This is a genomic window from Mycolicibacterium sp. XJ662, from assembly GCF_053484035.1.
In genome coordinates, this window is record NZ_JBEFTL010000015.1 from 1 (window position 1) to 26,851 (window position 26,851).

At 66.1% G+C, this 26,851-nt stretch carries 24 protein-coding genes and 1 pseudogene; 14 read left to right on the plus strand and 11 right to left on the minus strand.

Annotation, left to right across the window (positions count from 1 at the left end):
- Positions 1 to 377: 377 nt before the first annotated feature.
- The 4 genes and pseudogenes from ABQE93_RS25585 to ABQE93_RS25600 all read left to right on the plus strand — a co-directional run bounded on the left by ABQE93_RS25585 (position 378) and on the right by ABQE93_RS25600 (position 4,712).
- Positions 378 to 1,556, plus strand: coding sequence for an AlbA family DNA-binding domain-containing protein (locus ABQE93_RS25585; RefSeq protein WP_448411791.1), 1,179 nt, complete (start codon positions 378 to 380; stop codon positions 1,554 to 1,556).
- Between the two features lie 55 nt (positions 1,557 to 1,611).
- Positions 1,612 to 1,770: pseudogene (locus ABQE93_RS25590) on the plus strand (cytochrome P450); the annotation flags it as partial.
- A 204-nt stretch (positions 1,771 to 1,974) separates the two neighbouring features.
- Positions 1,975 to 3,795: a M4 family metallopeptidase gene (locus tag ABQE93_RS25595; RefSeq protein ID WP_448411790.1), complete on the plus strand. Its 1,821-nt coding sequence runs from the start codon at positions 1,975 to 1,977 to the stop codon at positions 3,793 to 3,795.
- A 65-nt stretch (positions 3,796 to 3,860) separates the two neighbouring features.
- Positions 3,861 to 4,712, plus strand: a complete 852-nt coding sequence (locus ABQE93_RS25600) for a peptidoglycan recognition protein family protein (protein WP_448411788.1) — start codon at positions 3,861 to 3,863, stop codon at positions 4,710 to 4,712.
- Here ABQE93_RS25600 and ABQE93_RS25605 read toward each other — a convergent pair.
- Positions 4,707 to 6,050 carry an alpha/beta hydrolase-fold protein gene (locus tag ABQE93_RS25605; protein ID WP_448411786.1) on the minus strand — a complete coding sequence of 448 codons (1,344 nt, stop codon included), beginning with the start codon at positions 6,048 to 6,050 and terminating at the stop codon, positions 4,707 to 4,709. The genes ABQE93_RS25600 and ABQE93_RS25605 overlap by 6 nt on opposite strands.
- A 101-nt stretch (positions 6,051 to 6,151) precedes the next feature.
- Positions 6,152 to 7,543 carry an HNH endonuclease signature motif containing protein gene (locus ABQE93_RS25610; protein ID WP_448411784.1) on the minus strand — a complete coding sequence of 464 codons (1,392 nt, stop codon included), beginning with the start codon at positions 7,541 to 7,543 and terminating at the stop codon, positions 6,152 to 6,154.
- A gap of 308 nt (positions 7,544 to 7,851) precedes the next feature.
- On the opposite strand from ABQE93_RS25610, the gene ABQE93_RS25615 reads away from it, so the two are divergent.
- Positions 7,852 to 9,612: a molybdopterin-dependent oxidoreductase gene (locus ABQE93_RS25615; protein ID WP_448411799.1), complete on the plus strand. Its 1,761-nt coding sequence runs from the start codon at positions 7,852 to 7,854 to the stop codon at positions 9,610 to 9,612.
- A gap of 57 nt (positions 9,613 to 9,669) precedes the next feature.
- Positions 9,670 to 9,888 carry a hypothetical protein gene (locus tag ABQE93_RS25620; RefSeq protein ID WP_448411782.1) on the plus strand — a complete coding sequence of 73 codons (219 nt, stop codon included), beginning with the start codon at positions 9,670 to 9,672 and terminating at the stop codon, positions 9,886 to 9,888.
- A 10-nt stretch (positions 9,889 to 9,898) separates the two neighbouring features.
- On the opposite strand, the gene ABQE93_RS25625 is transcribed toward ABQE93_RS25620, so the two are convergent.
- Positions 9,899 to 11,974 carry a PE family protein gene (locus tag ABQE93_RS25625; RefSeq protein ID WP_448411781.1) on the minus strand — a complete coding sequence of 692 codons (2,076 nt, stop codon included), beginning with the start codon at positions 11,972 to 11,974 and terminating at the stop codon, positions 9,899 to 9,901.
- A 159-nt stretch (positions 11,975 to 12,133) separates the two neighbouring features.
- Positions 12,134 to 12,541 (minus strand): hypothetical protein, encoded by a 408-nt coding sequence (locus tag ABQE93_RS25630; protein ID WP_448411779.1) that lies wholly within the window; start codon positions 12,539 to 12,541, stop codon positions 12,134 to 12,136.
- 288 nt (positions 12,542 to 12,829) lie between these two features.
- On the opposite strand from ABQE93_RS25630, the gene ABQE93_RS25635 reads away from it, so the two are divergent.
- From ABQE93_RS25635 to ABQE93_RS25650, 4 genes are all read left to right on the plus strand, one after another.
- Complete coding sequence (locus ABQE93_RS25635) at positions 12,830 to 13,138, plus strand: STAS domain-containing protein (protein ID WP_448411777.1); 309 nt, start codon at positions 12,830 to 12,832, stop codon at positions 13,136 to 13,138.
- Positions 13,139 to 13,170: 32 nt separating this feature from the next.
- Positions 13,171 to 13,632: an ATP-binding protein gene (locus ABQE93_RS25640; protein ID WP_448411775.1), complete on the plus strand. Its 462-nt coding sequence runs from the start codon at positions 13,171 to 13,173 to the stop codon at positions 13,630 to 13,632.
- Positions 13,633 to 14,050: 418 nt separating this feature from the next.
- Entirely contained in the window at positions 14,051 to 15,085 is a 1,035-nt protein-coding gene (locus ABQE93_RS25645; RefSeq protein ID WP_448411774.1) for an MmpL3/TtfA transport complex stabilizer, read from the plus strand.
- Between the two features lie 101 nt (positions 15,086 to 15,186).
- On the plus strand, positions 15,187 to 15,477 hold the full coding sequence (locus ABQE93_RS25650) for a hypothetical protein (protein ID WP_448411772.1): 291 nt from the start codon (positions 15,187 to 15,189) through the stop codon (positions 15,475 to 15,477).
- A 22-nt stretch (positions 15,478 to 15,499) separates the two neighbouring features.
- Here the strand turns inward: ABQE93_RS25650 and ABQE93_RS25655 are convergent, their stop codons facing one another.
- Positions 15,500 to 15,814: a hypothetical protein gene (locus ABQE93_RS25655; protein WP_448411770.1), complete on the minus strand. Its 315-nt coding sequence runs from the start codon at positions 15,812 to 15,814 to the stop codon at positions 15,500 to 15,502.
- Between the two features lie 18 nt (positions 15,815 to 15,832).
- Positions 15,833 to 17,023 carry a lipid-transfer protein gene (locus ABQE93_RS25660; RefSeq protein ID WP_448411768.1) on the minus strand — a complete coding sequence of 397 codons (1,191 nt, stop codon included), beginning with the start codon at positions 17,021 to 17,023 and terminating at the stop codon, positions 15,833 to 15,835.
- 159 nt (positions 17,024 to 17,182) lie between these two features.
- On the opposite strand from ABQE93_RS25660, the gene ABQE93_RS25665 reads away from it, so the two are divergent.
- Positions 17,183 to 18,232: an NAD(P)H-dependent amine dehydrogenase family protein gene (locus tag ABQE93_RS25665; RefSeq protein WP_448411766.1), complete on the plus strand. Its 1,050-nt coding sequence runs from the start codon at positions 17,183 to 17,185 to the stop codon at positions 18,230 to 18,232.
- 5 nt (positions 18,233 to 18,237) lie between these two features.
- Here the strand turns inward: ABQE93_RS25665 and ABQE93_RS25670 are convergent, their stop codons facing one another.
- Positions 18,238 to 19,476 (minus strand): MFS transporter, encoded by a 1,239-nt coding sequence (locus ABQE93_RS25670; protein WP_448411764.1) that lies wholly within the window; start codon positions 19,474 to 19,476, stop codon positions 18,238 to 18,240.
- 157 nt (positions 19,477 to 19,633) lie between these two features.
- On the opposite strand from ABQE93_RS25670, the gene ABQE93_RS25675 reads away from it, so the two are divergent.
- Positions 19,634 to 20,485: a patatin-like phospholipase family protein gene (locus tag ABQE93_RS25675; protein WP_448411763.1), complete on the plus strand. Its 852-nt coding sequence runs from the start codon at positions 19,634 to 19,636 to the stop codon at positions 20,483 to 20,485.
- A gap of 1 nt (position 20,486) precedes the next feature.
- On the opposite strand, the gene ABQE93_RS25680 is transcribed toward ABQE93_RS25675, so the two are convergent.
- Genes ABQE93_RS25680 through ABQE93_RS25690 form a run of 3 tightly spaced genes read right to left on the minus strand, consistent with a single transcriptional unit; the run spans position 20,487 to position 23,606 of the window.
- Positions 20,487 to 21,446: a patatin-like phospholipase family protein gene (locus tag ABQE93_RS25680; RefSeq protein ID WP_448411761.1), complete on the minus strand. Its 960-nt coding sequence runs from the start codon at positions 21,444 to 21,446 to the stop codon at positions 20,487 to 20,489.
- A gap of 27 nt (positions 21,447 to 21,473) precedes the next feature.
- Positions 21,474 to 21,899 carry a lipoprotein LpqV gene (gene lpqV / locus ABQE93_RS25685; protein ID WP_448411759.1) on the minus strand — a complete coding sequence of 142 codons (426 nt, stop codon included), beginning with the start codon at positions 21,897 to 21,899 and terminating at the stop codon, positions 21,474 to 21,476.
- 21 nt (positions 21,900 to 21,920) lie between these two features.
- Positions 21,921 to 23,606 (minus strand): PGRS repeat-containing protein, encoded by a 1,686-nt coding sequence (locus tag ABQE93_RS25690; RefSeq protein ID WP_448411757.1) that lies wholly within the window; start codon positions 23,604 to 23,606, stop codon positions 21,921 to 21,923.
- Positions 23,607 to 24,230: 624 nt separating this feature from the next.
- Between ABQE93_RS25690 and ABQE93_RS25695 the strand changes: the two genes are divergently transcribed.
- Positions 24,231 to 24,767: a cysteine dioxygenase gene (locus tag ABQE93_RS25695; RefSeq protein WP_448411755.1), complete on the plus strand. Its 537-nt coding sequence runs from the start codon at positions 24,231 to 24,233 to the stop codon at positions 24,765 to 24,767.
- 2 nt (positions 24,768 to 24,769) lie between these two features.
- Positions 24,770 to 25,147 (plus strand): rhodanese-like domain-containing protein, encoded by a 378-nt coding sequence (locus tag ABQE93_RS25700; RefSeq protein WP_448411753.1) that lies wholly within the window; start codon positions 24,770 to 24,772, stop codon positions 25,145 to 25,147.
- On the opposite strand, the gene ABQE93_RS25705 is transcribed toward ABQE93_RS25700, so the two are convergent.
- Complete coding sequence (locus ABQE93_RS25705) at positions 25,144 to 26,850, minus strand: alpha/beta hydrolase (RefSeq protein WP_448411751.1); 1,707 nt, start codon at positions 26,848 to 26,850, stop codon at positions 25,144 to 25,146. The two genes, ABQE93_RS25700 and ABQE93_RS25705, sit on opposite strands and share 4 nt — an antisense overlap.
- Position 26,851: the final 1 nt, after the last annotated feature.

A 26,851-nucleotide genomic window follows, 5' to 3' on the forward strand; every position in this document is an offset into this window, starting at 1 on the left:
GCGGCGATCCACGCGGCGAGCTGCAAACCCTTTGCAGAGGATGCAATGCGCGCAAGCACGCCGTCACCCGCGCCAGGACAGCCCGATGATGACCGGACAACACGAGCCACGCCGCGCCCCACGGGGTGGAGGGTGTCCCCCAGATAGCCGCCCTCCCGGTGACCCTGGCCTAGCGAAATTCTCACCGCCGCGAGTTTGGCGGTTCTTGTGGAGCCGCGAGCGGACGGGCAAGCCAGACGGCCCGCCTCGAGCCCTGGGGGGTGACCCCGCCGGGCGGCCTCAGCCTTGACCCTGGCCAAGAGCCCTCGCAGTCCAGAGACCTAAAATTTATCCAGGAGGGGTTCTTCGCAGTCTGCGCTTCGGCATACTCGGCGACTGTGATCTGGTCACCATCTACAGAGCAAGAGATTCGCGACGCTGCCGCCAACGGAATGTTGGAGGAGACCCATTACCTCGATTTGAAGCGAGAATTGCCGGCGGGGGACGCCGGAAATAGGGGACTTGCGAAAGACATCGCTGCATTCTCTTTGGACGGCGGAACCATCCTGATCGGCGTGGACGAGGAGACCTCTCCGCCAACGATCGCACCTATGGCTCTGGATGGGCTTTCCGAGCGCGTGGAACAAATCGGGGCGATGCGAGTTCAAGAAGGCGTTGCGGTTTCGACGACCCCCATTGAGATCCCGTCCGGAAGCGGCCTTGGGGTGCTAGTGGTCCGCATCCCGGCGTCGCCGCGAGCACCCCATATGGCTGACGGGAAGTATTACGGACGAGGCGATAAGCGGAACAACGTGTTGTCCCACGCCGAAGTCCTGCGCCTACATCAGCAGCAAAGTATGCAACAGCAGGATGTCATCGAAGTCGCCCGAAATGAACATGACAAGTTCCTCACCCGTGCGGCAAGCGACGAGCCGATGCTTGTCGCCGTGGCGGTGCCGCTCAGTCCCAAGCCCGGCATGCTGACGGCATTCTCGGCCATGGTTGGTGATTGGCAGGGGTTGGCCGTGGAGATGCTGGAACAGGCGGGCGTCAGCGAACTGCACCATTACGTTCCAACCTTCAATCAGGCATTCGGATTTAGAAGACGAGCTGGTGGGGTAGCGATCACGACCGGGATGGAGAACGACCGCTTCGACAGCGATCGTGCAGCCGAGCTTCAGATCCGAGAGTCGGGAGTTCTCGTCGTGGGATCTCGCCGAGCGACCATAGCTGCTAGCCGCCGGGATATAGAGCTGCAGTACGTGTTCGAGGAACTGATCGTTGGCCATACCAAACTACTTGTGCGTCTAAGCGGTGTCGTCTCGACGAAGTTCGACTACGCCGGATCTTGGGAGTTCGGGCTCATCGCCGCTGGGATTGGCGGGAAGACTTCTTACGCGGTGCATAGCCACGTTTTCGGGCACTCGGAGCCCTACAGTGACGATGAGTACACGGCAGGGACCTCCGCGTCGCTGGAGGAAATTGAGACCGCCCCACAACGAGTCGTCGACCGACTACTGGGATCTCTCCTGCGTAGCCTCAACAGTCGAGAGAGATTCCCTGAATTGAACGGATAAGTTCACACCGGCCGAGGTTAATCGGATTCCGGGCGCCTTGGCCGTCGAGACATCGATGGATCCCAGTAGCGCCGCTCCCAACGTCCTCGACGCCGGCCTCCCCACATTCGACTACCGGTTCACGGCCACTCCGAACGACATTTTCGACGATGTCCGAACGGCCCAATCACGCGCGCCCATCGCCATCGGGCCCCTCGGCCCGGAAATCCACTCGGGCCGGCGATCCGCTATCCGCGTATGGCGTCCCTGCCGATCCGCGAAGGACATGCATCGCGCTGAAGGTCGGTCAGCGGGTCCGCCATCTGGGAGGCGAAACGCCGCGCAGCGCGCCGCCGCGGTGCTACCGTGTTTGCTGGCAATTGACTGAGGCGGCAATAACGTGGCCGGTCTGCCGGGGAGTGCGGGGCGAGAAGGAACGATGACCACAGGCAACAGCACGAATTGCCTGCGTTATGCCGCGGTCGCAGTCGGGTTCAGCGCAGCGCTGGCCTTCGGTCCAGGCGTTGCCTGGGCAGCGCCGCAGGAGTCGTCCGACACGGTCAGCTCTACGTCGGCCCCCGACGCCCCGACAGTTGATTCAAACTCTTCGGAGGCGTCGGCCGAGAACGCGGCGTCATCCGAACTCGACGTCGAGCTGACCGACCTCGACGCGGAATCTGATGTGCTCGAGGAAGCGGCTGAGGTCGACGCGGAACCTGAACTGCTCGAAGCGGAAGCGGGCCTAGATCCGTCGCTGCTCGAAGCCGACCCCGTCGTCGATCCGGAGGCCGATCCGGTCACCGAAGAGGCTTACGAGGACGTCGCCGCCAAAGCCACCACCGACGGAGATGACGCGGGCGCCACGCGGGGTTCGGAAACCGCAGGAGTACAAGCTGATTCGTTGCTATCGACAGTCGCAGCAGCGGTCGACATCGACGCGTCGCCGACACCGATGGTCGACGAATTGGCCGAATCGATTGCGCTCGACGACACCGCGACGCCGCTCGCAACGGTCGTCGAGAACGCCGTCCCGGCCGACGAGACCCATGTGTTGTTAGTCGATGTCATCACGGTGCGCGAGGTCAAACCCAACCCTGTGCGCAGCGTGGTGCTAGGCGTGTTGGGGCTGCTCGGATTCGACCCGCAAGCCACCGGCCCCGCGCCGAACCCGATCGTGCCGGTACTGGACGCAATCTGGGGGCTGTACCGCCGCATCGAGACCGGTGTCGCCAATGTGCTTGACAGGGTGGGCTTTCCGGCCATAACCGTCACCACGACACATGTGACCACGCTGATCACCATGGAAACCGAACAGGCCGACGATCTGCTGGGCGCCGCGCGGGAGATCGTGGTGGGCTACAGCGAGGAGTTCGACACCTGGTACCTCGTCGACCCGAATCGCGACATATCGATCTACACCGCCGTGACCGCTGCCGGATCCGACGGCCTGCAGTATCCGGTTGATCCACCAGGTGATTACGTGATCCGGGTGGCCGGCGGGCAATGGGATCCGTCGGCGGTGTCGGCGCAAGCCAACATGTTGGTCACCTACACCTACTACGACTCGACGCTCAAGCACACGTCGTACGATGCCGCCGCCGCACCGATCAGGGTCACCGTCGTGTCGCATATCCTGAACAATGCCTACTGGGATCGCAGCGACGACATCTTTGTATTCGGCCATGATTTCGAGGCGGCTCTGGACATCGTCGCTCACGAATACACCCACGCGGTGATCGACACGGTGGTCGTCGGCCAGCACGGCAGGCTGCTGGGGCAGGACATCGAATCCCAGGCGCTCGAGGAGGCGTACGCCGACATTCTGGGCAGCCTGATCGAGGGCAAACAAGATGAGCAACGCTGGCTGATCGCCGAGGACTACGGCTGTTCATCGCCGAAGCCGGGCACCGGATGCGCGATCCGAAACATAGCCGACCCGGCATCGCTGGGCGGGTTCGCGCACTACAGCCAATTCAATTCGACGCTGCGACAACACCGCAACAGCACAATCTTCAGTCACGCCGCCTATCGCATGATGACCGACGGGCGCACCGCCGACGTGTCCGACGAGTTGTGGGCGCAGGTGTTCTACCAGTCGCTGTACGGGTTGTCGCCCGGTGCGTCGTTCCGGCAGGCCCGCTCGGCGGTGCTGAGCGCGGCCCAGGATCTGGGCCTCACCGATCTCGAGCGCCAGGCGATCGTCGACGCCTTCGACAGTGTCGGCATCATCGGGGTGGACAGCGCCGCAATCGCGGTGTAGCGCTGGGCTTTGCCGACCGTCCCCAGTCGCACGCGTAACGTCGATTACGCGGCGAAAGGAGATTTGTGCCCCAGACAAGACCATGGGTCGGCGACCCGGTGTGGCTTGCGGATGCGCTTCGCGCCGAGGGTGTTCGGCTTGTCGAGTTTCCTGGCTGGCGCGACCGCGGCCACGGCGATTTCCGCGATATCCGCGGCGTGATGGTCCACCACACCGGCGCCGACAACGCCAGCGCAGCCTCCATCGCCTACGGAAGACTTGATCTTCCAGGCCCGCTGTCACAACTGCACATCGCCCGCGACGGCACGGTCACCGTCGTCGCGGTGGGTGTCGCATGGCACGCCGGTGTCGGCATGTACCCCTGGCTGCCGACCAACATGGCCAACTGGCACATGATCGGCATCGAGTGCGCGAACTCCGGCACCAGTCCCACCGCACCACACCGCGCCAACTGGCCCGACGCGCAGTACCACGCGCTGGTGCGTAGCTGCGCCGCGATCAACCGCCGCCTGGCACAGAATTCCAGCCGCACGATCGGACACAAGGAGTATGCCGGTCGCGCACAAGGCAAATGGGATCCGGGCGCGATCGACATGGATCTGTTGCGATGGGATATCCAAGCCGTCATCGGCACCGTTCCCGATCCGGCGTCGACGCCGCGGCCGCCGGTGCCCGAGGGCCAGTACGCCGACGTCCTGCTCTTCCGCGGCTCGCAGGGACCGCTGGTCGCCCAGCTTCAGCGCCAACTCAGGGATGAATACCCGGCATACGCAGGCGGTCTGGAGATCGACGGAGTTTTCGGCCCGCTGACCGAGGCGGCAGTCCGGGAGTTTCAGCGACGCACCCGCGGTCTGAAAGTCGACGGCATCGTCGGCCCAGCCACCGCCGCGGCCTTGAACCTGCGGCGGGTGTTATAGCGGCGACGCTGGGCGTAACCGTGCGACGATGCCGTCGAGGTCGACGACGAACATGTCGGGCCGGAAGAAGTGGCCGCCGGGCACCTCATGGGCTTCGTATGGAATGCCTTCTGCGCCAAGGCGGTCACGAAGCTCCCGCTGGCCGGCAAGCACCTGTGTTTCGTTCACGCTGTCGAACCAGTTGAGCGGATCAGGACTGGTGCCTGCGACCAGGAAGATCCGCTTGTTGCGATAGCTGGGGATGCGCTCGACCGGGTTGTCGGCGCTGACCCTGGCCTGATCCCACAAGGGCGCGCCGTAGACGGTGCCGCCGGCCAGGTCCAGCACCGCCGAGGTGATGTTCGCCCAGTGCACGACGAGCCCGTAGTCGCGGCGCAGACTCGCCGGGCCGGAATGGCTGCTCACCGAGGCGAAGTGCCCGTAGTACTTGGCCGCGTACTTCAACGCGCCGAAGCCGCCCATCGAGAACCCGGCGACCGCGCGGCCGTCGTACTCAGCGAACGTCCGGAAGTTCGCCTCGATCCAGGGCAGCAACTGCGCGATGTGGAATGTCTCCCAGTTCCGCGGGCCGACGAACGAGCTGACGGGGTTGCAGTACCAGCCTGCGTGCCCGCCGTCGGGCATCACGATGATGATCGGCTTTCCCGCAGTCAGCTCGCGGATGCCCGCGAAGTCGAAAAAGCGGAAGTCCTGTATGCCGCCGTGGAACAGGTAGAGGACGGGGTAGCTGAGTCCGCTGGTGCGGTAGTCATCGGGGAGCAGGACGTTGACGCCGGGGTTCCAGCCGATCGCGTCGGTCTGAAATCGGTAGTACCACAGACGCGAGTCGTTCTCGTTGCGGTCCACGATCCTCAACCCGAACCCGTCGCCGCGTCCGACGAAGATGATCAGCTCCGCGCCAACGCGGATGACGGCCGGGTCCGCGATGCGGTTGACGTCAGCGATCAACGGATAGAACGACGCGTCGCCATAGAACCGAGATGCCAGCGACGCCAACGTGTCTCCCGGAGTGACGCGGTATCTCGTGATGTCCGGCACGATCAGCTCTTGACCCGGGCTCACGGCGTCGGACTCGGTGACCCCGCTGGAGCCGGCGATCAAGCGGGACAGGTCCGGATCCCCATAGAACCTTTGCGCCAACGCGGGCAGCGTGTCTCCGGCGACCACGCGGTAGCGGGTGAAGTCGGGGAAGATGAGTTGCTGTCCCACGGCGATTACGTCGGGGTCGGCGACCCCGCTGGCGGTGGCGACCAGCCGATACAGCTTCGCGTCGCCATAGAAGCGCAACGCCAACGCCGCCAACGTTTCCCCGGCCACCACGGTATGCGCTCTGATCATGACTACCCTCCTACGGCGGTGACTGCTCTGGCTCCGATTATCCGCCTCTCGGCGCCCGGTTTGCGGGGCTAAAAGGCTATGGACATGCGTGAGCCCCACCGCTACGGGACGTCCTCGTCATCGTCGTCGGGCAACAGGTATCGCTCCGGAAAGTGATAGTTGTTGACGCGGGTTTGGCCTGTGTCGAGATGCGGTGGCGGGAGCCACTCGGTGCGACCGTCTGCGCGTTTGCGGGTGGTCCAGCCGCCTTTTTCGACAAGCCGGTTGTCGGGGCCGCAGGCGAACGTGAGGTTGTTGATGTCAGTGGTTCCGCCATCGGCCCAGCCGTCCACATGGTGAACTTGGCTCCAGTAACCGGGGACCGTACATCCCGGTCGCGAACATCCGCGTTCCCTGGAGTGCAACAGAATTCGCTGTCCCGGCGACGCGAAGCGTTTGGTGCGACCGAGGTAGAGCGCTTCTTCGGTGTGCTTGTCGAAAACCGCAAGGTAGTGATACGCGTGGCTGGCCAGCCGGATCAAATCCCTCATCGGCAGCAGCGATCCGCCCCCGGTGACCGCGTGGCCGGCCCCGTATTGCAGCTCTTGCAGTGTCGTGGACACGATGACGGTGGCCGGTAAGCCGTTGTGCTGCCCCAATTGCCCCGATGCCAGCATCGCGCGGCCGATCGCCTTGAGTGCATCGTGCCTGCGTTGGCTCGCCGTGCGAAAGTCGGCCGCCTTCGCGTCGGCATCGGGTTCCCCGTCCACACGCGGGTTCTCGTCATCGGGGTTGCACATACCTGGAGCGGCGAGCTTGGCGAAGCCTGCCTCGAGATACGCGCGCGCTTCGGGGTCCAAACAGCCGCTGACTCTGCTCATCCCGTCGGGGCCCGGCTCGTGAATGTCGAACCCGCGTTTGCGCGCCTGCTCGTGGTCGCTGGGCGGCGCACCGTCCTGGTCGGCCAGGTGAGCCAACTTATCGGCGGACTTGCGCAGCTGCTCCGGCCCGAGCCCGCTGGCCAGATCCGCGAGATGCGCCTCCAATGCGTCGCACAGGTCAGCCGGGACATAGGAGGGCAGGTTGTCGAAGAATTTGGTGATGATCCGCAGATGTTCCTCGCCGACGTCGCCGCGTTGCTGAGCGGCCGCGACGTTTGGGAACTTCGGCTCGAGCGGCTCTCCGGTCAAGGTATGTCGCGGACCGAGCCGGCCGGCGTCTTTGATGCGCTGGTTTGCGGCCTTCGGCGTGATGCGCAGCGCGGTCGCCAACACGTTGCCTAATGATGTGCCACCCAATGCGCGCGGATCGGCTTCGTCCGCCAGTGCGCTGACCAACCGGTGCTGGACGGCCGGCGCGCGGCGCAGGTTGCGTTCCAGCCTGACGATCAGCGCCAGTTTCTCGGAGTCCGTCATCACGTCGAACGGCAGGTCGAGCACCGCGTCGAAAGCAGAGTCGAGCTGATCGAAGGCCGCCACGATGGCCTCCCGATTCGACACCACACCCGAACTCATGAATCGAACACTAGTTCGAAGCACCGACAGAATTGCCCGGGTTGGGACTGGAGGAACCACTGTGACGCAAGGGTTTACGACGGGAGGCGGCGCGCAGCCGCCGAGACCGTATGCGGTGGCGACGACTCCCGTGTGCAACATCACATCGGCCATAGGTGCAGTTCAGGCTGCCGTTGAAGCCGTTACCAACAGAGGTACAGCCAGTACACAGCCACGGTCCAGCCCGCGGGTGTTTGACGGAAGTGTGCGGCGTACTGCCGCCAACCTGGAGGTGGAGCGTGACAAGAGTCCAACGTCCCGCATCGGCCATGCCGCCGCGGACCCTGCTGGATCACCATGAACCCGAAGGGGTTTTCCGACAGCGCGTCGACGTCACCGAGTTCGCCGGCGGTATTGGCCAGGTGCCAGCCCAGGCGCCGGCGGTGCGGATCGGGCGCAGGTGGGTCAACGTCCTGTGGCTTGTTCTTCTCGCGGTCGTCGGGCTCGTCATCGTCATCGCAATCGCGCAGCAGCTGCGAACATTCGGTTGGGTGCAGAGCTTCATCGCGCGGTACCCCGGCACCTCGCCGAGCTACGCCACACCGGTCGACACGGGGTTTCCCGCGTGGCTGCGCTGGCAGCACTTCTTCAACATCGTCTTCATGATGTTCATCATCCGGTCGGGGGTGCAGATTCTTGCCGATCATCCACGGCTGTACCTGAACTCGGGTTGTCGTCCGGGATCGGAATGGTTCCGGATGAGCCATCCGGTGCCAGCCGACCGTACGGACAAGAGCGACCCGCGGCGGGTGTGGACATCAAAGGACGACGCGGTGTCGCTGCCCAAGCAACTGGGCATCCCGGGGTTTCGCCACTCGATCGGCTTGGCTCGGTGGTGGCACTTCAGCTTCGACCTACTGTGGCTGATCAACGGCGCGATCTTCTACGTGCTGCTCTTCAGCACCGACCAGTGGCAGCGGCTGGTGCCGCAGTGGACCGTGTTTCCCAACGCCCTGTCGACAGCCATTCAATATGCGTCGCTGAACTTTCCGGCCAACGAGGGGTTCGCCGAGTACAACGGCCTGCAGGTCCTCGCGTACTTCATCACCGTGTTCATCGCCGCGCCATTGGCGCTGGCCACCGGGTTGCTCCAGGCTCCGGCCGTCGCGGCGCGATTCGGGACGGGACGTGGTCCGTTGAACCGACAAGTCGCGCGGACCATCCACTTCATCGTGCTGATCTGGATGCTGGTCTTCATCGCCAGCCACGTCGCGATGGTGTTCCTCACCGGCGCCGTCGCAAACCTCAACCACATGACGCTGGGCACGGACACGCAGTCCTATTGGGGCCTCGTTATTTTCGCGCTGGCCGCGCTGGTGGTGACCGTGCTCTGGCTGATCGCCACCCCCGTGACGCTTCGCTATCCGAGAGCCGTGCAGCTCACCGGACGATTCATCGTCGGCTGGGCCAAGGCATGGATGGAACGCACGCATCCCAAGGCCACTTATCGCGAGAAGGACATCACGCCGTACTTCTGGGCTAACGGCCGGCTACCGGACTCCGAGCACTGGCGCCAGCTACGGGCCGACGGGTGGTCGGACTTCACCCTCCGCATCACCGGCTTGGTCGAGAACCCGGTGGATTTGTCCTATCGCCAACTCCTGGCGCTGCCCAAACATGAACAGATAACCCAGCATTACTGCATCCAGGGCTGGTCGGGAGTGGCGAAATGGGCCGGGGTCCGCATGCGCGACATCATCGACATCGTCCGGCCGCTCCCGACGGCGCGTTGGGTGGTGTTCTACTCGTTCGCCAACGGAGCTGAACCGGGCACTGGCCGGTACTACGACTGCCACCGCATCGAGCACATGCGCGAACCGATGGCCCTGCTCGCCTACGAAATGAACGGTGAACCGCTAACCGATCTGCACGGCGCACCGCTGCGCCTGCGCAACGAACTCGAACTCGGCTTCAAACAGGTCAAGTGGATCGAGGCCGTCGAGTTCGTCGAGAGTTTCAAAGATGTCGGATGGGGTCACGGCGGCTACAACGAAGACCACGAGTACTTCGGATACCGGATGCCGATCTAGTTGTGCCATAACAAATCAGGAGGTATGGAGATGATACTCAAATCAATCGTAGGGCTGGTGATCGCAGCGGTAGCGATCGCTCTGGCGCCGGTCGCACAAGCCGCTGAGCCGGCGGTACAACCCGTCGCCGATCAACAGATCGAGCCGGCACCGATGAAATGCACGTCGACGCGCGCCGGTAGCGTCTGCGTTTCACCGGGCAACGCACAGATCAACGACGCCCCGCCGTTCGTCAACAACTACCCGATGTACGGGTTGTACCCCTGGATATTGTGACCTCGTCGGGTCAGCCGTCGGCGCCGTCGCTTCCGCCCGGACTTCCCCCCTCGCCGCCGGCGCCGCCGGGGGAGCCGCCGTCGCCGCCGTCGCCACCCCCGCCGATGCCGCCGTTGCCACCGTCCCCGCCGTCGCCGCCAGAGCGGGCCGGTGCGGTGCCGATCGCTGAGCCGCCATCACCGCCCGCACCTCCCGACGACAGGACGCCGCCGTTTCCGCCGTCGCCGCCGGTGCCTCCGTCGGCGGTGCTGACCGCACCGTTGGCGGTTGCGGTGCCCGCTGGGCCTCCCGCACCTCCGTTTCCGTTGAGCGCGCCGCCGTTTCCGCCGCCGCCTCCGTCGCCGCCGACGGTGTTGGCGAACCCGGCAGCGGAGCCCCCCGTGCCGCCGTCGCCGCCCGAACCGCTGACTGCGGTGCTGCCACCAGATCCGCCGTCACCGCCCTGAGTGCTGCTGCTGTGCAGGTCCAACGCCGACGCGCCGCCACCGTCGCCGCCGTCACCGGAGTCGCCGACACCGAGAACACTGCCGCCGGTGCCGCCCGCACCCCCGATCGCGTCGCTGCCGTCGCCGGTTGTCTTGGCCGCACCGCCTGCGCCGCCGTCACCCGCGTTGCCGTTGATCCCGGTGCCGCCGCCGTGCCCGCCGGCGCCACCCGTGACGGCCCGAAGGCCCTCTGCGGCACCGCCGTTGCCCCCGACCGCCCCACTGCCGAATAACAGACCGCCGTTGCCGCCGTCACCGCCGGATCCGCCTGCGGCGTCGCTGCCGGTTACTCCCAGCGCCGTACCGCCGTCACCGCCTGCGCCGCCGCTTCCGATCAGCTTGGCGCTGCCGCCGCTGCCGCCGCCGCCTGCGGTGGCTTGCTCTATGAATTGCGAATCCGCGTCCCCGCCAACGCCGCCCGCACCGGCGTCGCCCACAAGTCCGGCTTGACCGCCACCGCCGCCGTCACCACCCGTGGCGGCGCCGCGACCGCTCGACGCGTCACCGCCCGCCCCGCCGCTGCCGCCTGCACCGATGAACGCACCGCCATCGCCGCCTTGGCCGCCAGCACCGGCGACGGTGTCCGCGAACCCATCGGCGATTCCGCCCGCCCCGCCGTTTCCGCCGGGTCCCATGAACCCGACGGTGCCGCCGTCGCCCCCAGCGCCCGCGGTGGTGCCGACTGAGTGCAGGTCGAGGGAGTCCGCGTTGCCGCCGTCGCCTCCGGTGCCCGCGGCGCCGATGCCGAGCACGCTTCCGCCGTCGCCGCCCGCTCCGCCGAGCGCGATGCCGTTGTCGTCGGATGTCGTCGCGGCTCCTCCGGCGCCGCCGTTCCCGGCGCGGCCGAACAATCCGGCGTTGCCTCCGGCGCCACCCGCGCCACCGGTCGCGTTCGCGCCGCCTTCCGCGTCACCTCCACTGCCACCCGATCCGCCGTTTCCGAACAGCAGACCACCACGACCGCCGTCGCCGCCGGATCCGCCAGATGCGTTGCCTGTCAACTGGATATCGTCAACACCGTTACCGCCGTCGCCGCCGTTGCCGATGAGACCAGCGTCTCCGCCTCGGCCGCCTGGACCACCGTTTCCGCCGTTGCCGAACAGCAGGCCACCGCGCCCGCCCGCTTGGCCAGGTGCCACACCGTCGGCGCCGTTGCCGATGAGCAACCCGGCATTCTCACCCGGCTCATCACCATCGCTGATGAAGAACGCGATGAAGTCGGTCGCGAAGTTCGGTGTCGACGGGACGAGCAAGGTGGTGGCGTTAGTGCCGCCCAGCGACGAAGGCGACACACCGCCGGTCGGCCGACGAACGGGGAGCGCGAACACACTCCGACGCGGTGTATTGACCCGTGCGACGTCGTCTTCGAGATCGACGTCCGGCAAAACGGCGCTAAAGGTCCACGGCACCAGCACATTCGGAGATCGGCTGACCCGTAACGATCCACTGACGAGCGGGTGAGGTGTCGGCGGCGCGACAACTGCCGGAGGTGCGATGGCCGCAGTCGAACTGAGCGGCTTCACCGGATGCGCCGCGGCCGGGTTGCCGAGTGCGTCGCCGGATGACCCCGTGCTGGGCACGGCCAGAACTCCGGCTGCCATCACAACAGTCGCCATGGATTTGTGCGGCGCAAAGGTCATCGCCGGACCTCCCAGCGTCAGCCGCGAAACCGGCTAACGCAAAAAGTGTCCCACCGCCGCATCGGCAGCGAGGCGTGACTTGCAAAATCCCGCCGAAAAATCCGTCCCCGCGAAGCGGCGTCAGTATCCCGGTGTGACGACCTCGGCGAGTTCCTGTTCGGGTTCCTGCGGGGGAACCGGCGCGGGCAACTCCGGCTGCGGCGAACTCGCCTGGCCTCCGGTCGAGCCGCCGCACTCGGAGCCGCTGACTCCGGGCGGGCACATGCTCGGGCTCTCACCCGTCGTGGCGGCATCGGCGGGTGCTGACGCAGGGGCGGAAGCCGGAGCCGAATCCGGCGAGTTCGGTACCAGATGGGGTACGCACTGGCTGGTGAAATTGTCTGGCTCTTCTCCGGCCGGGCAGTCGGCGAGATACGAAGGCGGGTTGGCCGGTGCGGCCAGTGTCACCCCGACCACCGGCGCCGCTGCTGCGATCGCGAACCCGCCGACGATGATCACTCGTCGCGCGAGCAGAGAGATGGAACCCATTGATCACCCTTCGTTCGGGGGCTTTGCGGTACGCCGACACTAACGCGTGGGCGGTACCAACGCGCGTTTTACGACCAGGACAGAGCTGCGGACCTGCCGATATGTCAAAGAACCTGCTCCGCGACCGGCGCAATTCGGTGCTGTCGATGCACCGAGTTGACGAAGTCGATACTCTAGCGGCGGGTTCAGACTGCAGCCTCGTGATGTTGAATGAGGTTGCTTTAGGGGCCCCCAAGCAAGAGGTGAGGTTTGGACGGACAGCTTTGTACCGAGAACTGGGTCGGACGTGTGGCGGTGGTCGCCGCGTCCGGTGACCTCGACATGCTCACCGCTCCCCAGCTGAAAGGCGCCGTTGAGGCGGCTTTGGCCAAGGATCCTGCGGGCCTGATCGTCGACCTCACCCAAGTGGATTTTCTCGGGTCGGCGGGGATGCAGGTGTTGATGGAGGCCCACAATCAGGTCGAGGGCACCGAGATGCGGTTTGCTGTCGTCGCTGACGGGCCGGCGACCAGCCGGCCGCTCAAGATCACCGGTATCGCGGATTTGATCGCCATGTATTCCACGGTTGAAGCTGCTCTCGAGAACTTTGCCGCATGACTTCAGCCGCGACGGGGTAGTCAGTTTGCACGATGTCCGAATCGAATTGCTCCGCGGGCGAGATGGACGCGAGCCTCATCCGAAACGACACTGCCGACGCCCATAACGTCGCGCAGTTTCGTTCTGAGCTGTCCGGATGGCTGCGCAGGCACGTCACGCTTGACCCGGTCCGGTTCAACGACGTGGTGCTGGCCGTCAACGAGGCGCTCACCAACGCGGCGGAATTCGCTTACCGCGGGGGCACCGGCCCGATGACGATGCACGCCCGTCACCACGCGGCTGACCGTCAGCTAGAGGTTGTGGTCTCCGATCACGGCAGCTGGCGCCATGTCGACGGCGAGGGACAACCGAATACGCGGGGCCGCGGCATTCCGCTGATGCGTGCGCTGGCCGACCGCACGACGATCTCCAAGCAGTCGACCGGCACCGAGGTGCGGTTGCAGTTCGACGATTGCGAGCTGGTTACCCCGAACGCCTACAGCGCGTCGGTGTGACCCGTTGTGGTCCGCGCCGTCATCGACGGTTGAAGTGACGTCAATCACTGTCACACGGGATGCGATTGGCGTTGCACGCGAATCCAATCCGGCATGTCGCTTGTGATTTGTCGCTCACTTTTCGATCTCAAACCTGAGAGCGTCTTTTCGCCGTCGATATCGGGATCCGTTCAGCCAACGGTAAAGCCGCACGTTACCGGCACATTACAGATAGCCGCCGAAGGGTAACGAACGGATAACGAAGAGTTTCTTAAGCGGTGTCTGAGAGCTTTTGACGCACCGACGCCGTTTGACGGTTGCGACGAGCAAACGCGTCGGTGTTCGTCGCTAGACTCTTGGGTAATCAGCGCCAAAGGCGTAGGAAGACTTGGAATCTAGGGCCGGTGAACGCCATACCGGCGGAGGTACACCGATGGAAATGGCTAAGTTTGTGGCGCCCATGAGGCAGATGAAAACTTCTGATTCAGATGAGACGAAGGTCAGCTTGGCGGGCGCCGTCCAGGCACGGCGAGGGCCGATCGGCGACATCGCGGCCGCCGACGGTGTGATCGTGGCCGCCAACTACGGCGACGACAGTATTTCGGTGCTCGACCCGACCACACTGGCCGTGGAAAGCATCATCGCGGTGCCGGGCGAACCAGTCGCGGTGGCGGTCGCAGACGACCGTGCGTACGTCGGCACCTCGTCGTGGACCCATGACGAGGTCTCGGTGGTCGATCTCACCGCCAAGAGCGTCATCGCAACCTACGACCTGGCGTTGAGCGTCACGGCGCTGACCGTCAGCCCCGACGGCAAGCGGGTGTTCGCCGCGCGGACCGGCGACGGCTACGCCGACGTCGCGGTGATCGACGTGCCCGCAGAGCAGATGGGCACCATCGACATCGCCACCGGCGCCGGGATCGGCATCGACGCCGTCGCGGTCGACGCCAGCGGTAAGCGCCTTTACGTGGGCACCACCGACGCCCGCGGCAGCGCGCTCGTCACCGTCAACGTGGAGACCACGCGCGTCGAGCGCGCTGTGCAGATCGGCGCACCGATCCGCGACATCACCGTCGCCGACGGCACCGCCTACGTGCTGACGTCCGACCGCGCCCGCGGTGGCGTCGTGCACGTGATCGCGCTGGCGACCGGCCGCATCACCGGAACGGTCCAACTCGGCGGCGCGCCGACGCAGCTGGTCATGGGCGCGGACAAGAACCGCGCATACGTCGTCGACTACGACGGTGTCGCGGTGCTGTGTCCGCTGACCCGCAAGGTGGTTCACACGATCACCACCGACGCTCGGCCGTCGAGCGTCGCGGTCGACGGTGACCATCTGCACGTCGCCGACTACGCCGGGCTTGTCACCGTCTTCGACGTCGAGTCGGCCACACCGCTGACGTACTCCGATTTCGTGGCGACCGATCCCATCGCGGTGCCCGATGTTCCCGAGCTGGAGCCGGCCACCGTCTAGCGCGAAAAATCTTTTCCGCGCCGTTGAACCCCTTTCGCGGTTGTCCCGTTGAACCGCAGTGAAGGCCATAAGGGCTTTCGCAGAGGGAAAGGGGCGCGGCCATGCGCGCAACGCTGTTGGTACTGACCGGGATCGCCGCGGCAGCCTTCGGGGCGATCGCGGTACCGGCAGTCGCGTCGGCCGAGTCGGCTGACCTGACGATCGCCACGCTCGAGGCGCAGGGCTTCGAGGTGAAGGTCAACAAGATCGGAAGCGCGTCGCTCGACGAATGCGTGATCACCGATATCCGAAAGCCTAAGGAGCGAACGCAATTCGTGCGTCGCGGCGACGATCTGATCCAGGTGGTCACCGAACGTTCCATCACCGTGACGGCTGACTGCTCCCGGCGCTGAATATCCCGGCGCTGAATATCCCTTAGTGGCGGCGGCAGTCCAGCGACACCGAGATCGGTTGGCTGATCGTCACCGGAAAGAGCACGCCGTCGTTTCTGCCGCCGAGCAGAGGCATCAACTGGGTGAACTGCTGCGGGTTGCGGACGCTGGTGACCACACATTCCGACATCGGTGCCGTACCAATCTTGTCGATCGTGACGTTGTAGCCCCTGTCCTGCAGCTTGTTGATCACGTCCTGCGCTGACTCGCCGTCCTGGGCTGCCGCGATACCGGCGGGCGCGGCCATCGTTGCGTACGCGACGGCCGCGGCCCCGGCGAGGATCCATGTGGTGCGCATGCGTTCAATGATCCCCTATCAGCGCTCGGCGCGCTGATAAGCGGTGACGACAGCGGCCCCGCCGAGGCCGATATTGTGCTGCAGCGCGGCGGTGACGCCGTCGACCTGCCGTTTGTCGGCCGTTCCGCGCAGCTGCCATGTCAGCTCGGCGCATTGCGCAAGGCCCGTCGCGCCGAGCGGGTGGCCCTTGGAGATCAGCCCGCCGGACGGGTTGACGACCCAGCGTCCGCCGTAGGTGGTGTCGTTGTTGTCGATCAGCTTCGGCGCCTCGCCTTCCGCGCACAGGCCCAACGCCTCATAGAGCAGCAGCTCGTTGGCCGAGAAGCAGTCGTGCAGCTCGATCACCTGGAAATCGGAGGGGCCGAGGCCGGACTGCTCGTAAACCTGCTGGGCGGCTTGCACGTTCATGTCATAGCCGATGAGGTTCTTGGCGCTGCCGTCGAACGACGACTGGAAATCGGTGGTCATCGACTGGCCGACGATCTCCACGGCCTGCCCGGCCAGGTTGTGCTTGTCGACGAACGCCTCGCTGGCCACGATCGCCGCACCGGAACCATCGGAGGTCGGGGAGCACTGCAGTTTGGTCAGCGGATCGGAGATCATCTTCGCCGCCAGAATGTCGTCGAGGGTGTACTCGTCTTGGAACTGCGCATACTGGTTGTTCACCGAATGCTTGTGGTTCTTGAACCCGATCTTCGCGAAATGCTCAGCGGTGCTGCCATGTTGACGCATGTGTTCACGGCCTGCCGCGCCGAACATCCACGGGGCCACCGGAAACGCGAACTCGTCGATCTCGGCCATCGCCTTGACGTGTTTGCCCATCGGTGACTCGCGGTCCTCGAAGCCACCCTTCAGCGAACCCGGCTGCATCTTCTCGAAGCCGAGCGCGATCACGCAGTCGGCGAGCCCGCCGCGGATCGTCTGCGCGGCGAGGAACAGCGCGGTGGAACCCGTTGAGCAGTTGTTGTTCACGTTGGCGATCGGGATGCCGGTCATACCGAGCTCGTAGAGCGCGCGGTTGCCCGACGTCGAGTCGCCCGAGCAGTAGCCGACGAAACCCTGTTGCACTTCGGAGTAGTCGATGCCGGCGTCTTCGAGAGCCTTGGTGCCCGACTCCTTGGCCATCTGCGGATAGTCCCAGCCTTCGCGTCGGCCGGGCTTCTCGAACTTCGTCATCCCCACACCGACGACGTAAACCTTGTTGGGCATCTCGTGTTCCTTTCGCTGCTGCCAAGTCCGGCGTCAACACTAATCCCACCAGCACACGCTGGGTCATCCATCCACGGCACCAAAAGTATGAGTTTGCGCCTGCTCGGCACGGCGGCGGGGTACAAAGAGTAGAACGTGTTCTAGTTTCTTGGAGGCGATATGGGGTTGCGGGTCGTGCAGTGGGCCACCGGAGGGGTCGGCGTCGCGGCCATCAAGGGTGTTCTCGAGCACCCCGACCTCGAACTCGTCGGCTGCTGGGTGCACTCATCGGAGAAAGCGGGCAGGGACGTCGGCGAGATCATCGGCGCCGAACCGCTGGGCGTCGCCGCCACCAACAGCATCGACGACATCCTCGCGCTGGAGGCCGACGCGGTGGTCTACGCCCCGCTGCTGCCCAATCCGGACGAGGTGGCCGCGCTGTTGCGGTCGGGTAAGAACGTCGTGACCCCCGTCGGCTGGGTGTACCCGAGCGAGCGCCAGGCCACGCCGCTTCAGGCCGCCGCGCTGGAGGGTAACGCGACGCTGCATGGCACCGGTATCGCGCCCGGCGGTATCAGCGAGAAGTTTCCGTTGATGTTTTCGATCATGTCGACCGGAGTGAGTTTCGTTCGCGCCGAGGAGTTTTCGGATCTGCGTACCTACGAGGCGCCCGATGTGGTGCGGCATGTGATGGGTTTCGGCGAGGTGCCGGAGAAGGCGCTCAGCGGCCCGATGCAGAAGCTGCTCGACGGCGGCTTCATCCAGGCCGTCCGGATGTGCGTGGACAAGATCGGCTTCCGCGCCGAACCCAAAATCCGCTCGTCACAGGAGATCGCCGTTGCGACGGCACCCATTCCGTCGCCGATCGGGGAGATCGAGCCCGGGCAGGTCGCGGGGCGCAAGTTCCACTGGGAGGCGCTCGTTGACGGTGAACCGGTCGTGCGGATCACGGTGAACTGGCTGATGGGTGAGGACAACCTCGATCCCGCGTGGACGTTCGGGCCCGAGGGGCAGCGCTATGAGATCGAGGTGCGCGGAAATCCCGATATCACCGTGTCAATCAAGGGCTTTCAGTCCGCGATCGGCGGCGAAGGACCGGAGTACGGCATTGTCGGCACCGCGGCGCACTGCGTGAACTCCATCCCGGCGGTGTGTGCGGCCCCGCCCGGCATTGCGACCTATCTCGACCTGCCGTTGATCAGCGGTAAGGCCGCCCCGCACCTGGGCTGACCGAGTTACGCCCGCATCGGCGCGTGCAGCGCGGCGGGCAACGCCGCCACGTTCATCAGCAGCAGGACCACGACCGGCCAGATCGCCGACGAATTGTGGGCGATTCCGCCCAGGACGACGCCGAGGCCGGCGGTGGCGACGGCGACAAGGACCGCGGAGAACCCCAACAGGGTCGCGCGCTGGTGTTCGGTCGCGAAGATGTTGATCCACGTCGTCGCGGCGGCGACGATGGCCTGGTTGGCCACCGTCGCCATCAGGATCACGACGCCGTGTACCCACGGGTCGGACCAGGACTCGATTGCTTCGCCCACGATGCAGAGCACCGCTGCGCTCGAACTGACCAGGGCGCTGGCGACCAGCATGCCGCGCGACGCGAACCTGGTGCGGTGCACAAAGCCCCACAGGCCCGCGCCGACGATCAGGCCAGCGCTGGTGGCGATCACCAAGATGTGCAGGGTCCCACTGTCGTCGGCATGATCTTCGGCCGTATACAGGCTGTAGAACGTCGTGCTCAGGGCGATCGGCACGAACAGCAGTTGGACAACGACGTAGCGACGAAACCAATGGTGGCTACGCGCAATAGCGAGGCCTTCCTGATAAACGTCGCGTAAACGCCGCACCGCCCGCGCCGAATGCGAATGGATGGGCCCGATGAAGAACCCGGCGACCGCGGCGGCCACCAACCCTGCGGTGCCCAACCACAGCAGGTCGACATGGCCCGCGAGTGGATCCTTGCTTTCCAGAATCGGTAACACCAAAACCGCGGCCACAATGGCTACCACCGCCCCGGCGGCGCTCTGGTTCAGTATGAGATCGCCCCGACGAATTTCGTTTAATTTGCTGGACAGCACATCAGAGAATGCGATCCTCGCCAGCCCGCTGGCAACGCCGAGCGCCACCGACGTGGTCAGAAATACCGGAGCGATTCCCAACCCCGTCACGGCCGCCGACCCGTTGACCACCAACAATGCCGCCATGGCCAGGGACGTTCCCGCCAGAACGAGATGTCTCTGGTGCCGTGAGCGTTCAAGTACAAACGGCGACATTGAGTTCCCGAGAATCGCGCCGATGCAGTAGGCAGGGAACACCAACGCCGCCGCCCACAAATTTCCGTACTCGGCACAGATAAACGGCAGCACAACTGCAATATTCGCCAGCTGCATACCGGTCGTGTAAAACGTTCCCTGCGTGAGCAGAACACCGTAACGATCCGTGTGCGCGTCTAAGTCACCATCAGCAGACATCGGGAATCTGCGCAAAATGTACTATCGGTTCGTTCTCTGCGAAGCGAAATAGGAAATTGCGCTGACGCAAACGGTTCGAATTACTCCTGTTATTTGTAAGCACGCAAACTATCCATTGTTAGCTTTATCGGTGCCGAATCTGGCACACTCGCCGTCTGTGACGAAATACGCGTTGGTGCTCGCCGGCGGCGGGCTGGCCGGTATCGCTTGGGAGACCGGGGTGCTGGCGGGTATCGCCGATGAATCACCCGAGACCGCGAAGGCCCTGATGGACGCCGACGTATTGGTCGGCACCTCGGCGGGGTCGGCCGTCGCCGCGCAGCTGTCCAGCGGGCTGAGCCTGGAGGATCTGTACGAACGGCAAACCGCGCCGGCGTCGGCAGAGCTCACCCCGAGCGTCGGCATCGACGACATCACCGGGCTGTTTATGGCCGCGGTGACCCAGCCCGGCACCAAAGCCGAGAAGCTGCAACGCATCGGTGCGGTTGCGGTGTCGACGCCGACGGTCGCCGAACCCGTGCGCCGTGAGGTGATCGCGCACCGGTTGCCCCACAAGCATTGGCCGCAGCGTCAACTGCGGATCAGCGCAATCGATGTCGCCACGGGCGAGCTCGTTGCGTTCGATCTGACCTCCGGTGTCGAGCTGGTCGACGCGGTCGCCGCGAGTTGTGCTGTGCCCGGGGTGTGGCCTCCGGTGACCATCGGCGATCGGCGCTACATGGACGGCGGTGTCGGCAGCACGGTGAACATGGCCCTGGCCGCGGACTGTGATACCGCGGTCGTGCTTGTGCCGCAGGGCAAGTCGTCGCCCGCGCCGTTCGGTGTCAGTACCTCCGAGGAGATCGACGCGTTCGACGGCGCGACGTTCGCGGTGTTTGCCGACGACGACTCCTTGTCTGCCTTCGGCAAGGATCCGCTCGATCCGCAGTGCCGGATACCGTCCGCGGCGGCGGGCCGACGGCAGGGCAGGCGGGTGGCCGCCGAGCTCGCCACGTTTCTCGGGCGCTGAATCAACCCTCAGTCGAAGGAGTTTCGAGCTCGTCGAGCGCGACCGCCGCCAGCGCGCGGCCGACCTCGATGACCTCTGCGGCGCGGTGGAAATCCAGGCTGCGGCACGCGCTGCGGGGCACCTCGATCAACAGGTCGGGCGGATAGTTGGCCAGCTGGTGGCGTGCCAGCGCCGCCTGGGCGATGTCGATGGTGCGGTTCATCACCTCGAAGCTGCCGAGTTTGGGCACCGTCGCTTCGTTGGTGGCGTCGACCAGTTCGGTGTCGCTGTCGCCCTCGTCGCCGCTACCGGGTCCGGAACGGCTCCGCACCGCGCTGGAATCGAACAGCGCCGTGGTGCTGCGCCACACCCGGGTCAGCCACTCGGTCGTCCTCGGGCCGGCGTCGGAAACGGCCTCGGCGCCACCGGATTCGCTGCCGGCCAACGACACCGCGATCGTGAGATCGGCGTTGACGGCCGCGATCGGCGCCATCGGCAGCGGGTCGAGAATGCCGCCGTCGGCCAGCAGCCTGCCGTCGAGCACATGAGGGGTGATGACGCCGGGTATCGCGATCGAGGCGCGAATCGCCGCATCGACAGGGCCGCGCTGCAGCCACACCGACTTACCGGCGATCAGGTCCGTCGCCACCGCGGTGTAGGGGATCGCGAGGTCCTCGATGCGGACATCACCGAGTATGTCGCGCACGGCATCCAGAATCTTCGATGCGCGCAGCACACCCGCGGCGGTGATCGAGGGATCCAGCAGTCGCAGCACTGCGGCCTGGGTCAGCGCCCGTGCCCAGTCGGCGAACTGACCGAGTTTGTCTGCCGCCTGTAGCCCACCGACGAGCGCACCCATCGACGAACCGGCGATCCCGACGATGTCGTAGCCGCGGGCGCGCAGTTCGTCGATGACGCCGATGTGGGCGTAACCCCGTGCGCCTCCGCTGCCGAGTGTCAGCGCGACACGCTTGTCAGCCATCCCGCCATTGTCTCGCGCCGAGGGCAGTCAGCCGCAGAGTGCGTCGGCGGCGGCGCGGACCGCCACGATGACGGCGGCCTGGCGCGGCGGATCCAACTGCGACCACGGGGTGCCGTAGGTCGCCGGTCCCGCCGAATCCGTCGACTGCAGCATGCCCAGATACGGCTCGATCTGCTCGTGCGGGTCGCCGCCCTGCTGGGCCATCCACTCCCGCGCGGTGGTGCAGGCGCGGTAGTACTCGTCCTCGGTGGAGTCGGCGGGTGCGCCGACGGCGGTGGTCACACCGCCGGGGGAGACCGCGACGGACCCGGGTGCGGCCGTCGGGGTCTCGGCCCTGGTCGACGTCGGCGACGACGTCGGCTCGGTCTCGGTGCCCGACGAACACGCCGTGGCGATACCGAGGCCGGTGATCATCAACGTCGCCGCAAAGGCATACCGAAGGTGCGAGCGCATGCCCGCCAATCTATGCAATCGCTATCCGTCGGCCCCGTCGGAGCCATCGGAGCCGCCGTCAGAACCGGAACCGGTGCCGCCCGAACCGCCCGGGCCGTCCGCGGCGCCCAGGCCGTCACGCCCGCCGGTGCCGCCATCGCCGCCGTTGCCGACACCGTCGGTCGCGGTGCCGTTGCCGCCGTTGCCGCCCTTGCCGCCGCGGTAGCCGTTGGCCCAGCTGGTCCAGCCGCCGGTGCCGCCGTTTCCACCGTTGGCCGTGCCGGTGTCCGCGGTGGCGTCGCCGCCGTCGCCGCCGTCGCCGCCGTTCTGCATCAACCCGCTGCCGCCGCCGCGGCCGCCGTTGCCGCCGGTGGCTTCGCCCTCGTCGACGTCCGCGTCGCCGCCGGCGCCGCCGTTACCGCCCTGGCCGTCGAACCCGCCGGAGCCCGCGGACCCGCCGTCACCGCCGGTGGCCGTGCCGGTTCCGGCGTCCGCGGCCCCGCCGTCGCCGCCGTCGCCCGCGGTGCCGTTGAAGAACGAGCCTCCGCCGGTTCCGCCGTTGCCGCCGGTCGCATCGCCCTCGTCGGTTTGGGCCGCGCCGCCGGTTCCGCCGTCGCCGCCGTCGCCTTCGATGCCGATGTTGCCGCCGTCGCCGCCGTCACCGCCGGTGGCCGTGTTGGTGGTGCTGGTGGCCGCGCCGCCGTCGCCGCCGCCGCCCGCCCAGCCGAACAGCCATCCGGCATTGCCGCCGTCGCCGCCCGCTCCGCCGGTGGCGGTGCCGGTGTCGCTGGTGGCGCTGCCGCCCGCTCCGCCGAACCCGGCGCTGCCCAGCCACGTGTTGGCGCCGCCGTGACCGCCTTGGCCGCCCTGTGCATCGCCGGACCCGCTGACGGCGTCGCCGCCCGCGCCGCCGATGCCTGCATTGCCGTGGAACCACCCCGCGTTGCCGCCGTTGCCGCCGTCGCCGGCGACGACGTCACCGTCCTGGTCGGTGATGCTGGCGCCCGCACCGCCGGCGCCGCCGTTGCCCCACAGGCCGGCGCTGCCGCCGTTGCCGCCCTTCCCGTTGTTGACGCCTGCGACGCCTGCGCCGCCGTTTCCGCCGCTGCCGAAGAGCAATCCGCCGCGGCCGCCGTTCTGTCCGGGACCGCCGTCGGCGCCGTTGCCGATCAGCAGGCCGCCGTTCTCGCCGGGTTCGGTGCCGTTGTGAAACAGCGTCTTGAAGCCGGTCTGGAATGCCGAGTTCACCGCGAGCGCCGCGTTCTGGAACGCGGCGTTGGCGCCCAGCAGTGCTGACGTCGCGGGGTTGCCGTTACCGTTGCCGCTTGGCGCGGATATGCCCCAGCCGAGCGACGGTGGCTTGGGGATCAGCTCCGTCCAGTCGAACAGGGGAGTGTTGGCGTTGCCCGACGGCGCCACCGGTGACGGCGGCAGGTATTTGGTCCAGCCGAACATCACCCTGTTGTCCGGGTTGTCGTACAGGTCAGGCGAATACGGGGTGCCGCTTTGCGGTGTCAGCCCGAGCAGCGACGGCAGGAACGCGCCGACGCCGAAAAGCGAGTCGCTGAGCGCCGGCGCCGAGGGCGACGATGGGGTCTCCGCCATCGCAGATGCCGAGGTGGCGATCGCGCCGCCACCAGCTGCGGCCAGCACGCCGCTGGTCAATGCTGCCGCCGTGACCAGCGATTTCCTGTTATTGAACTGTCGGGCGCGGGTGTGCTTGGCCATCGGCAACGTCGATCCCTTCGGCTGGTGAGAGGGTCCTGTCCTGGCTAATCAACACCGAACAGTGAGCAACATATGATTAGCACAATTTATGCAAGAATTCCCAGGAAATCTAGCCGTTCGAAGAAATCGACGGCCGCGTCGTTTCCGGTTTATTGACCGAGCGTGCAGCGCCGCGCTGTGCCTCTTAGTCAGCAAACATCTAGGTCCAGATAGCCAAGGAGTTCAAACCAGGACGCAAACCCGGATGCCATATGCCACAGTTATCAGGCATTGTCATCGGTAGTTGCCAGCGGGCCAACGACAGGTGAACGATTTTCGCATATTATTGACGCTCGCACTGAATAAATCATGGCTGTCAGCAACGCTGATGAGCATCGTGCGCAAAGCTAGCAGCCGCTTAGTCCTACGGCGACCCGGGTTCTGCTCACCGTGAGTCTGAGTCGGCGAGTCGCCTACGAGCGCGCTGAGCAGCGTGTTTACCGTGGACGCGGCACCGCCCGGGAGGTGGGGCCGTCGCGGCGTGCCCGCCCGGCTGCCACACTGGCGGACATGACGACCGGATCGCAGTGGTGTTGTGCGGCTTAGCGCCGCCACCCCCGATCCTTCGTCATCTCTGGAGTTTTCATGTCTACCTCTGCAGTGTTGCCATGGGCAGCGCCGGCCGTCTCCGCGCCCACCCGGCTGCGGCTTCCCGATCTATTGCAGGCCACCGACCGCGTCGCCGACGAGATGCTCAGCGGCCACCACGACCGGCTGCTACCGGTGGGCGGCCCGCCGCGCGACCAACGCTGGTTCACGCGACTACACGGCGACGACGAGCTGGATATCTGGTTGATCAGCTGGGTGCCGGACCGGTCGACCGAACTGCACGACCATGGCGGGTCGCTGGGCGCGCTGACCGTGGTGTCCGGCTCGTTGCGCGAAACCCGTTGGGATGGCGCGGTGTTGCGGCACCGACGGTTATCTGCGGGCGATCAGGCCGCGTTCCCCCTCGGCTGGGTGCACGACGTGGTGTGGGCGCCCGATCGCGACGCGTCGGCCCATACGCTCAGCGTGCATGCCTATTCGCCGCCGCTGACCGCGATGTCGTACTACGACGTGACCCACCGGAACTCGTTGCGCCGCAGGCGTACCGAGCTCACCGACGCCCCGGAGGGTTGACAATGACAGCAAGCCGTATCGACCGGATGCTCGCCGACGCCCGCGCACGCCTACACCGGCTGCCCGCGGGGGAAGTGCCTGCCGCGCTCGCGCGTGGCGCGGTGCTGGTGGACATCCGCCCGCAGGCCCAGCGCGTTGTGGAGGGTGACGTCGCGGCCGCGTTGGTGATCGAACGCAACGTGCTGGAGTGGCGGTGCGATCCGACCAGCGACGCGCGGCTGCCCCAGGCCGTCGACGCCGACGTGGAGTGGGTGGTGTTGTGCTCGCAGGGCTACACCTCGAGCCTGGCCGCCGCGGCGCTACAGGATCTCGGGCTGCACTGCGCCACCGACGTGATCGGGGGATATCAGGCGCTGAAAGCCAACGAAGTCCCGGTCTAGGCGCTTTCGTCGCTGCTCAACAACGGACGCAGTTTCTCGGTCTTCTCCGCCGTCCATCCCGGCGGTTCCAAGATGGCCGCCCACGCGTTCGCGACATCCTTGACGTAGACGTGGCCGTGTCCGTCGGGCACATCGACGGCGACCGCCATATCCGCCGACACCTGAAGGAACGTCACGATCGGGATCCACTGCATGCGCCCCGATACGTCGTAGCCTTTGGGCTCGCGCAGCCAGTCCGGTTCGGCGAACAGCAGATCCGGATTCCACCACGCGATCGGGTCGGAGGCGTGCTGGAGGTACACGACCCGCGGCGGATCCCACGGGGCATCGGGCCTGCCGAGGTTTTCGGCGCGGGCGGCGAACCGCACGTTCTCGCCGTCGTCGTAGATCGGCAGCCACATCGGTGACCCGGCGTCACGCTCGCGGGTGAGCTGGGTCCAGATGGTGTTGTTGAACGTCGGACCGGAAAACAGTGCGCCGTCGGTGCGGGCGATGAGGTTGTTGAGCGCAAGGAACGGCGCCTCCCCACCGAACGAGCCGAGGCTCTCGCCGAAGACCACCAACTTGGGGCGCTGCGCTTCGGGCATCTCGCGGATCATCGCGTCGACGGCCTCGAACAGGGCCTGCCCGGCCTGGCGGGCGTTTTCCTTGTCCACCAGAAACGACAGCCAACTGGGCAGGAACGAGTACTGCATCGACACGATCGCGGTGTCGCCGTTGTACAGGTACTCCAGCGCGGAGGCTTCGGCGTCGTTGATCCAGCCGGTGCCCGTGGTGGTGGCGACGGCAACCACAGCGCGGTCCAGTCCGCCTGTGCGCCTTAACTCTTCGGCTGCCAGCGTGGCGGTGGCCTTGATGCCGTCCGCAGAGTGCAAGCCGGCGTAGGCGCGGATCGGTTCGATCGCCGGCGCGCCGTTGAACTCGGTGAGCTGCTCGACCGTCGGCCCGCTCGATACGAATATCCGGCCTTGATGGCCCAGGGACTCCCAACTCGCCAGCGACTGGGGCCCGCCGGAACGCAACGGAGATGTCGGCGCGGCGAAGTCCGGGTCGGTTTCGTCGTTGACCGAGGAGAAGGTGTTGTTGATGGTGCTCATGGCGTAGCGGACCACCACGCCGTTGAGCAGCGCGATGCTCAACGCCAGCAGCAGGATCACCACCACGACCGCCGACACCCGCGGCGGTGCGAAGCGACCGAGTTGGCGAACCAGGAAGCGCACCAATCTTCCGATGAGCTGGCCGATTTCGACGAGTACGAACAGCACGACGATCGACAGCACAGCGGTCAGCACATGGTCCCAGATCCCCATCCGCGGTACCCCGACGAGATCGCGGACCTCGTCCTGCCACACGTGGAAGTAGATGATCATCAGGACCTGGCCGACGATTCCGACGATCACCAGCCCGATCCATGCCAGCCGCGGCGCGGATGGGCTGTAGCCCTTGGACAGCATGTAGCGGGTCAGCCAGACCGCGAACACGCCGATCCCGTATCCGGTGGCTCCGGCCCCGCCGCTGACAAGCGCTTGAAACAGCGGACCCCTCGGCAACAGCGACGGCGTCAACGAGAACCAGATGAACACCAGGCCCATCGCGGTTCCGGTGAACGTGTAGTGGCGCACCCACCACGGCGTGCGGGACGGTTCCTGCTGCGGTGGCTCCTCCTGGAAGACGGCTACGGTGTCGTCGCGGGTCTCGGTCACC

Coding starts and splice junctions, on each gene's coding strand:
- ABQE93_RS25595 (WP_448411790.1), top strand. CDS start 1,975: ATGACCACAGGCAACAGCACGAATTGCCTGCGTTATGCCGCGGTCGCA.
- ABQE93_RS25605 (WP_448411786.1), bottom strand. CDS start 6,050: ATGATCAGAGCGCATACCGTGGTGGCCGGGGAAACGTTGGCGGCGTTG.
- ABQE93_RS25610 (WP_448411784.1), bottom strand. CDS start 7,543: ATGAGTTCGGGTGTGGTGTCGAATCGGGAGGCCATCGTGGCGGCCTTC.
- ABQE93_RS25615 (WP_448411799.1), top strand. CDS start 7,852: ATGCCGCCGCGGACCCTGCTGGATCACCATGAACCCGAAGGGGTTTTC.
- ABQE93_RS25625 (WP_448411781.1), bottom strand. CDS start 11,974: ATGGCAGCCGGAGTTCTGGCCGTGCCCAGCACGGGGTCATCCGGCGAC.
- ABQE93_RS25630 (WP_448411779.1), bottom strand. CDS start 12,541: ATGGGTTCCATCTCTCTGCTCGCGCGACGAGTGATCATCGTCGGCGGG.
- ABQE93_RS25640 (WP_448411775.1), top strand. CDS start 13,171: ATGTCCGAATCGAATTGCTCCGCGGGCGAGATGGACGCGAGCCTCATC.
- ABQE93_RS25645 (WP_448411774.1), top strand. CDS start 14,051: ATGGCTAAGTTTGTGGCGCCCATGAGGCAGATGAAAACTTCTGATTCA.
- ABQE93_RS25650 (WP_448411772.1), top strand. CDS start 15,187: ATGCGCGCAACGCTGTTGGTACTGACCGGGATCGCCGCGGCAGCCTTC.
- ABQE93_RS25655 (WP_448411770.1), bottom strand. CDS start 15,814: ATGCGCACCACATGGATCCTCGCCGGGGCCGCGGCCGTCGCGTACGCA.
- ABQE93_RS25660 (WP_448411768.1), bottom strand. CDS start 17,023: ATGCCCAACAAGGTTTACGTCGTCGGTGTGGGGATGACGAAGTTCGAG.
- ABQE93_RS25665 (WP_448411766.1), top strand. CDS start 17,183: ATGGGGTTGCGGGTCGTGCAGTGGGCCACCGGAGGGGTCGGCGTCGCG.
- ABQE93_RS25670 (WP_448411764.1), bottom strand. CDS start 19,476: ATGTCTGCTGATGGTGACTTAGACGCGCACACGGATCGTTACGGTGTT.
- ABQE93_RS25680 (WP_448411761.1), bottom strand. CDS start 21,446: ATGGCTGACAAGCGTGTCGCGCTGACACTCGGCAGCGGAGGCGCACGG.
- lpqV (WP_448411759.1), bottom strand. CDS start 21,899: ATGCGCTCGCACCTTCGGTATGCCTTTGCGGCGACGTTGATGATCACC.
- ABQE93_RS25690 (WP_448411757.1), bottom strand. CDS start 23,606: ATGGCCAAGCACACCCGCGCCCGACAGTTCAATAACAGGAAATCGCTG.
- ABQE93_RS25695 (WP_448411755.1), top strand. CDS start 24,231: ATGTCTACCTCTGCAGTGTTGCCATGGGCAGCGCCGGCCGTCTCCGCG.
- ABQE93_RS25700 (WP_448411753.1), top strand. CDS start 24,770: ATGACAGCAAGCCGTATCGACCGGATGCTCGCCGACGCCCGCGCACGC.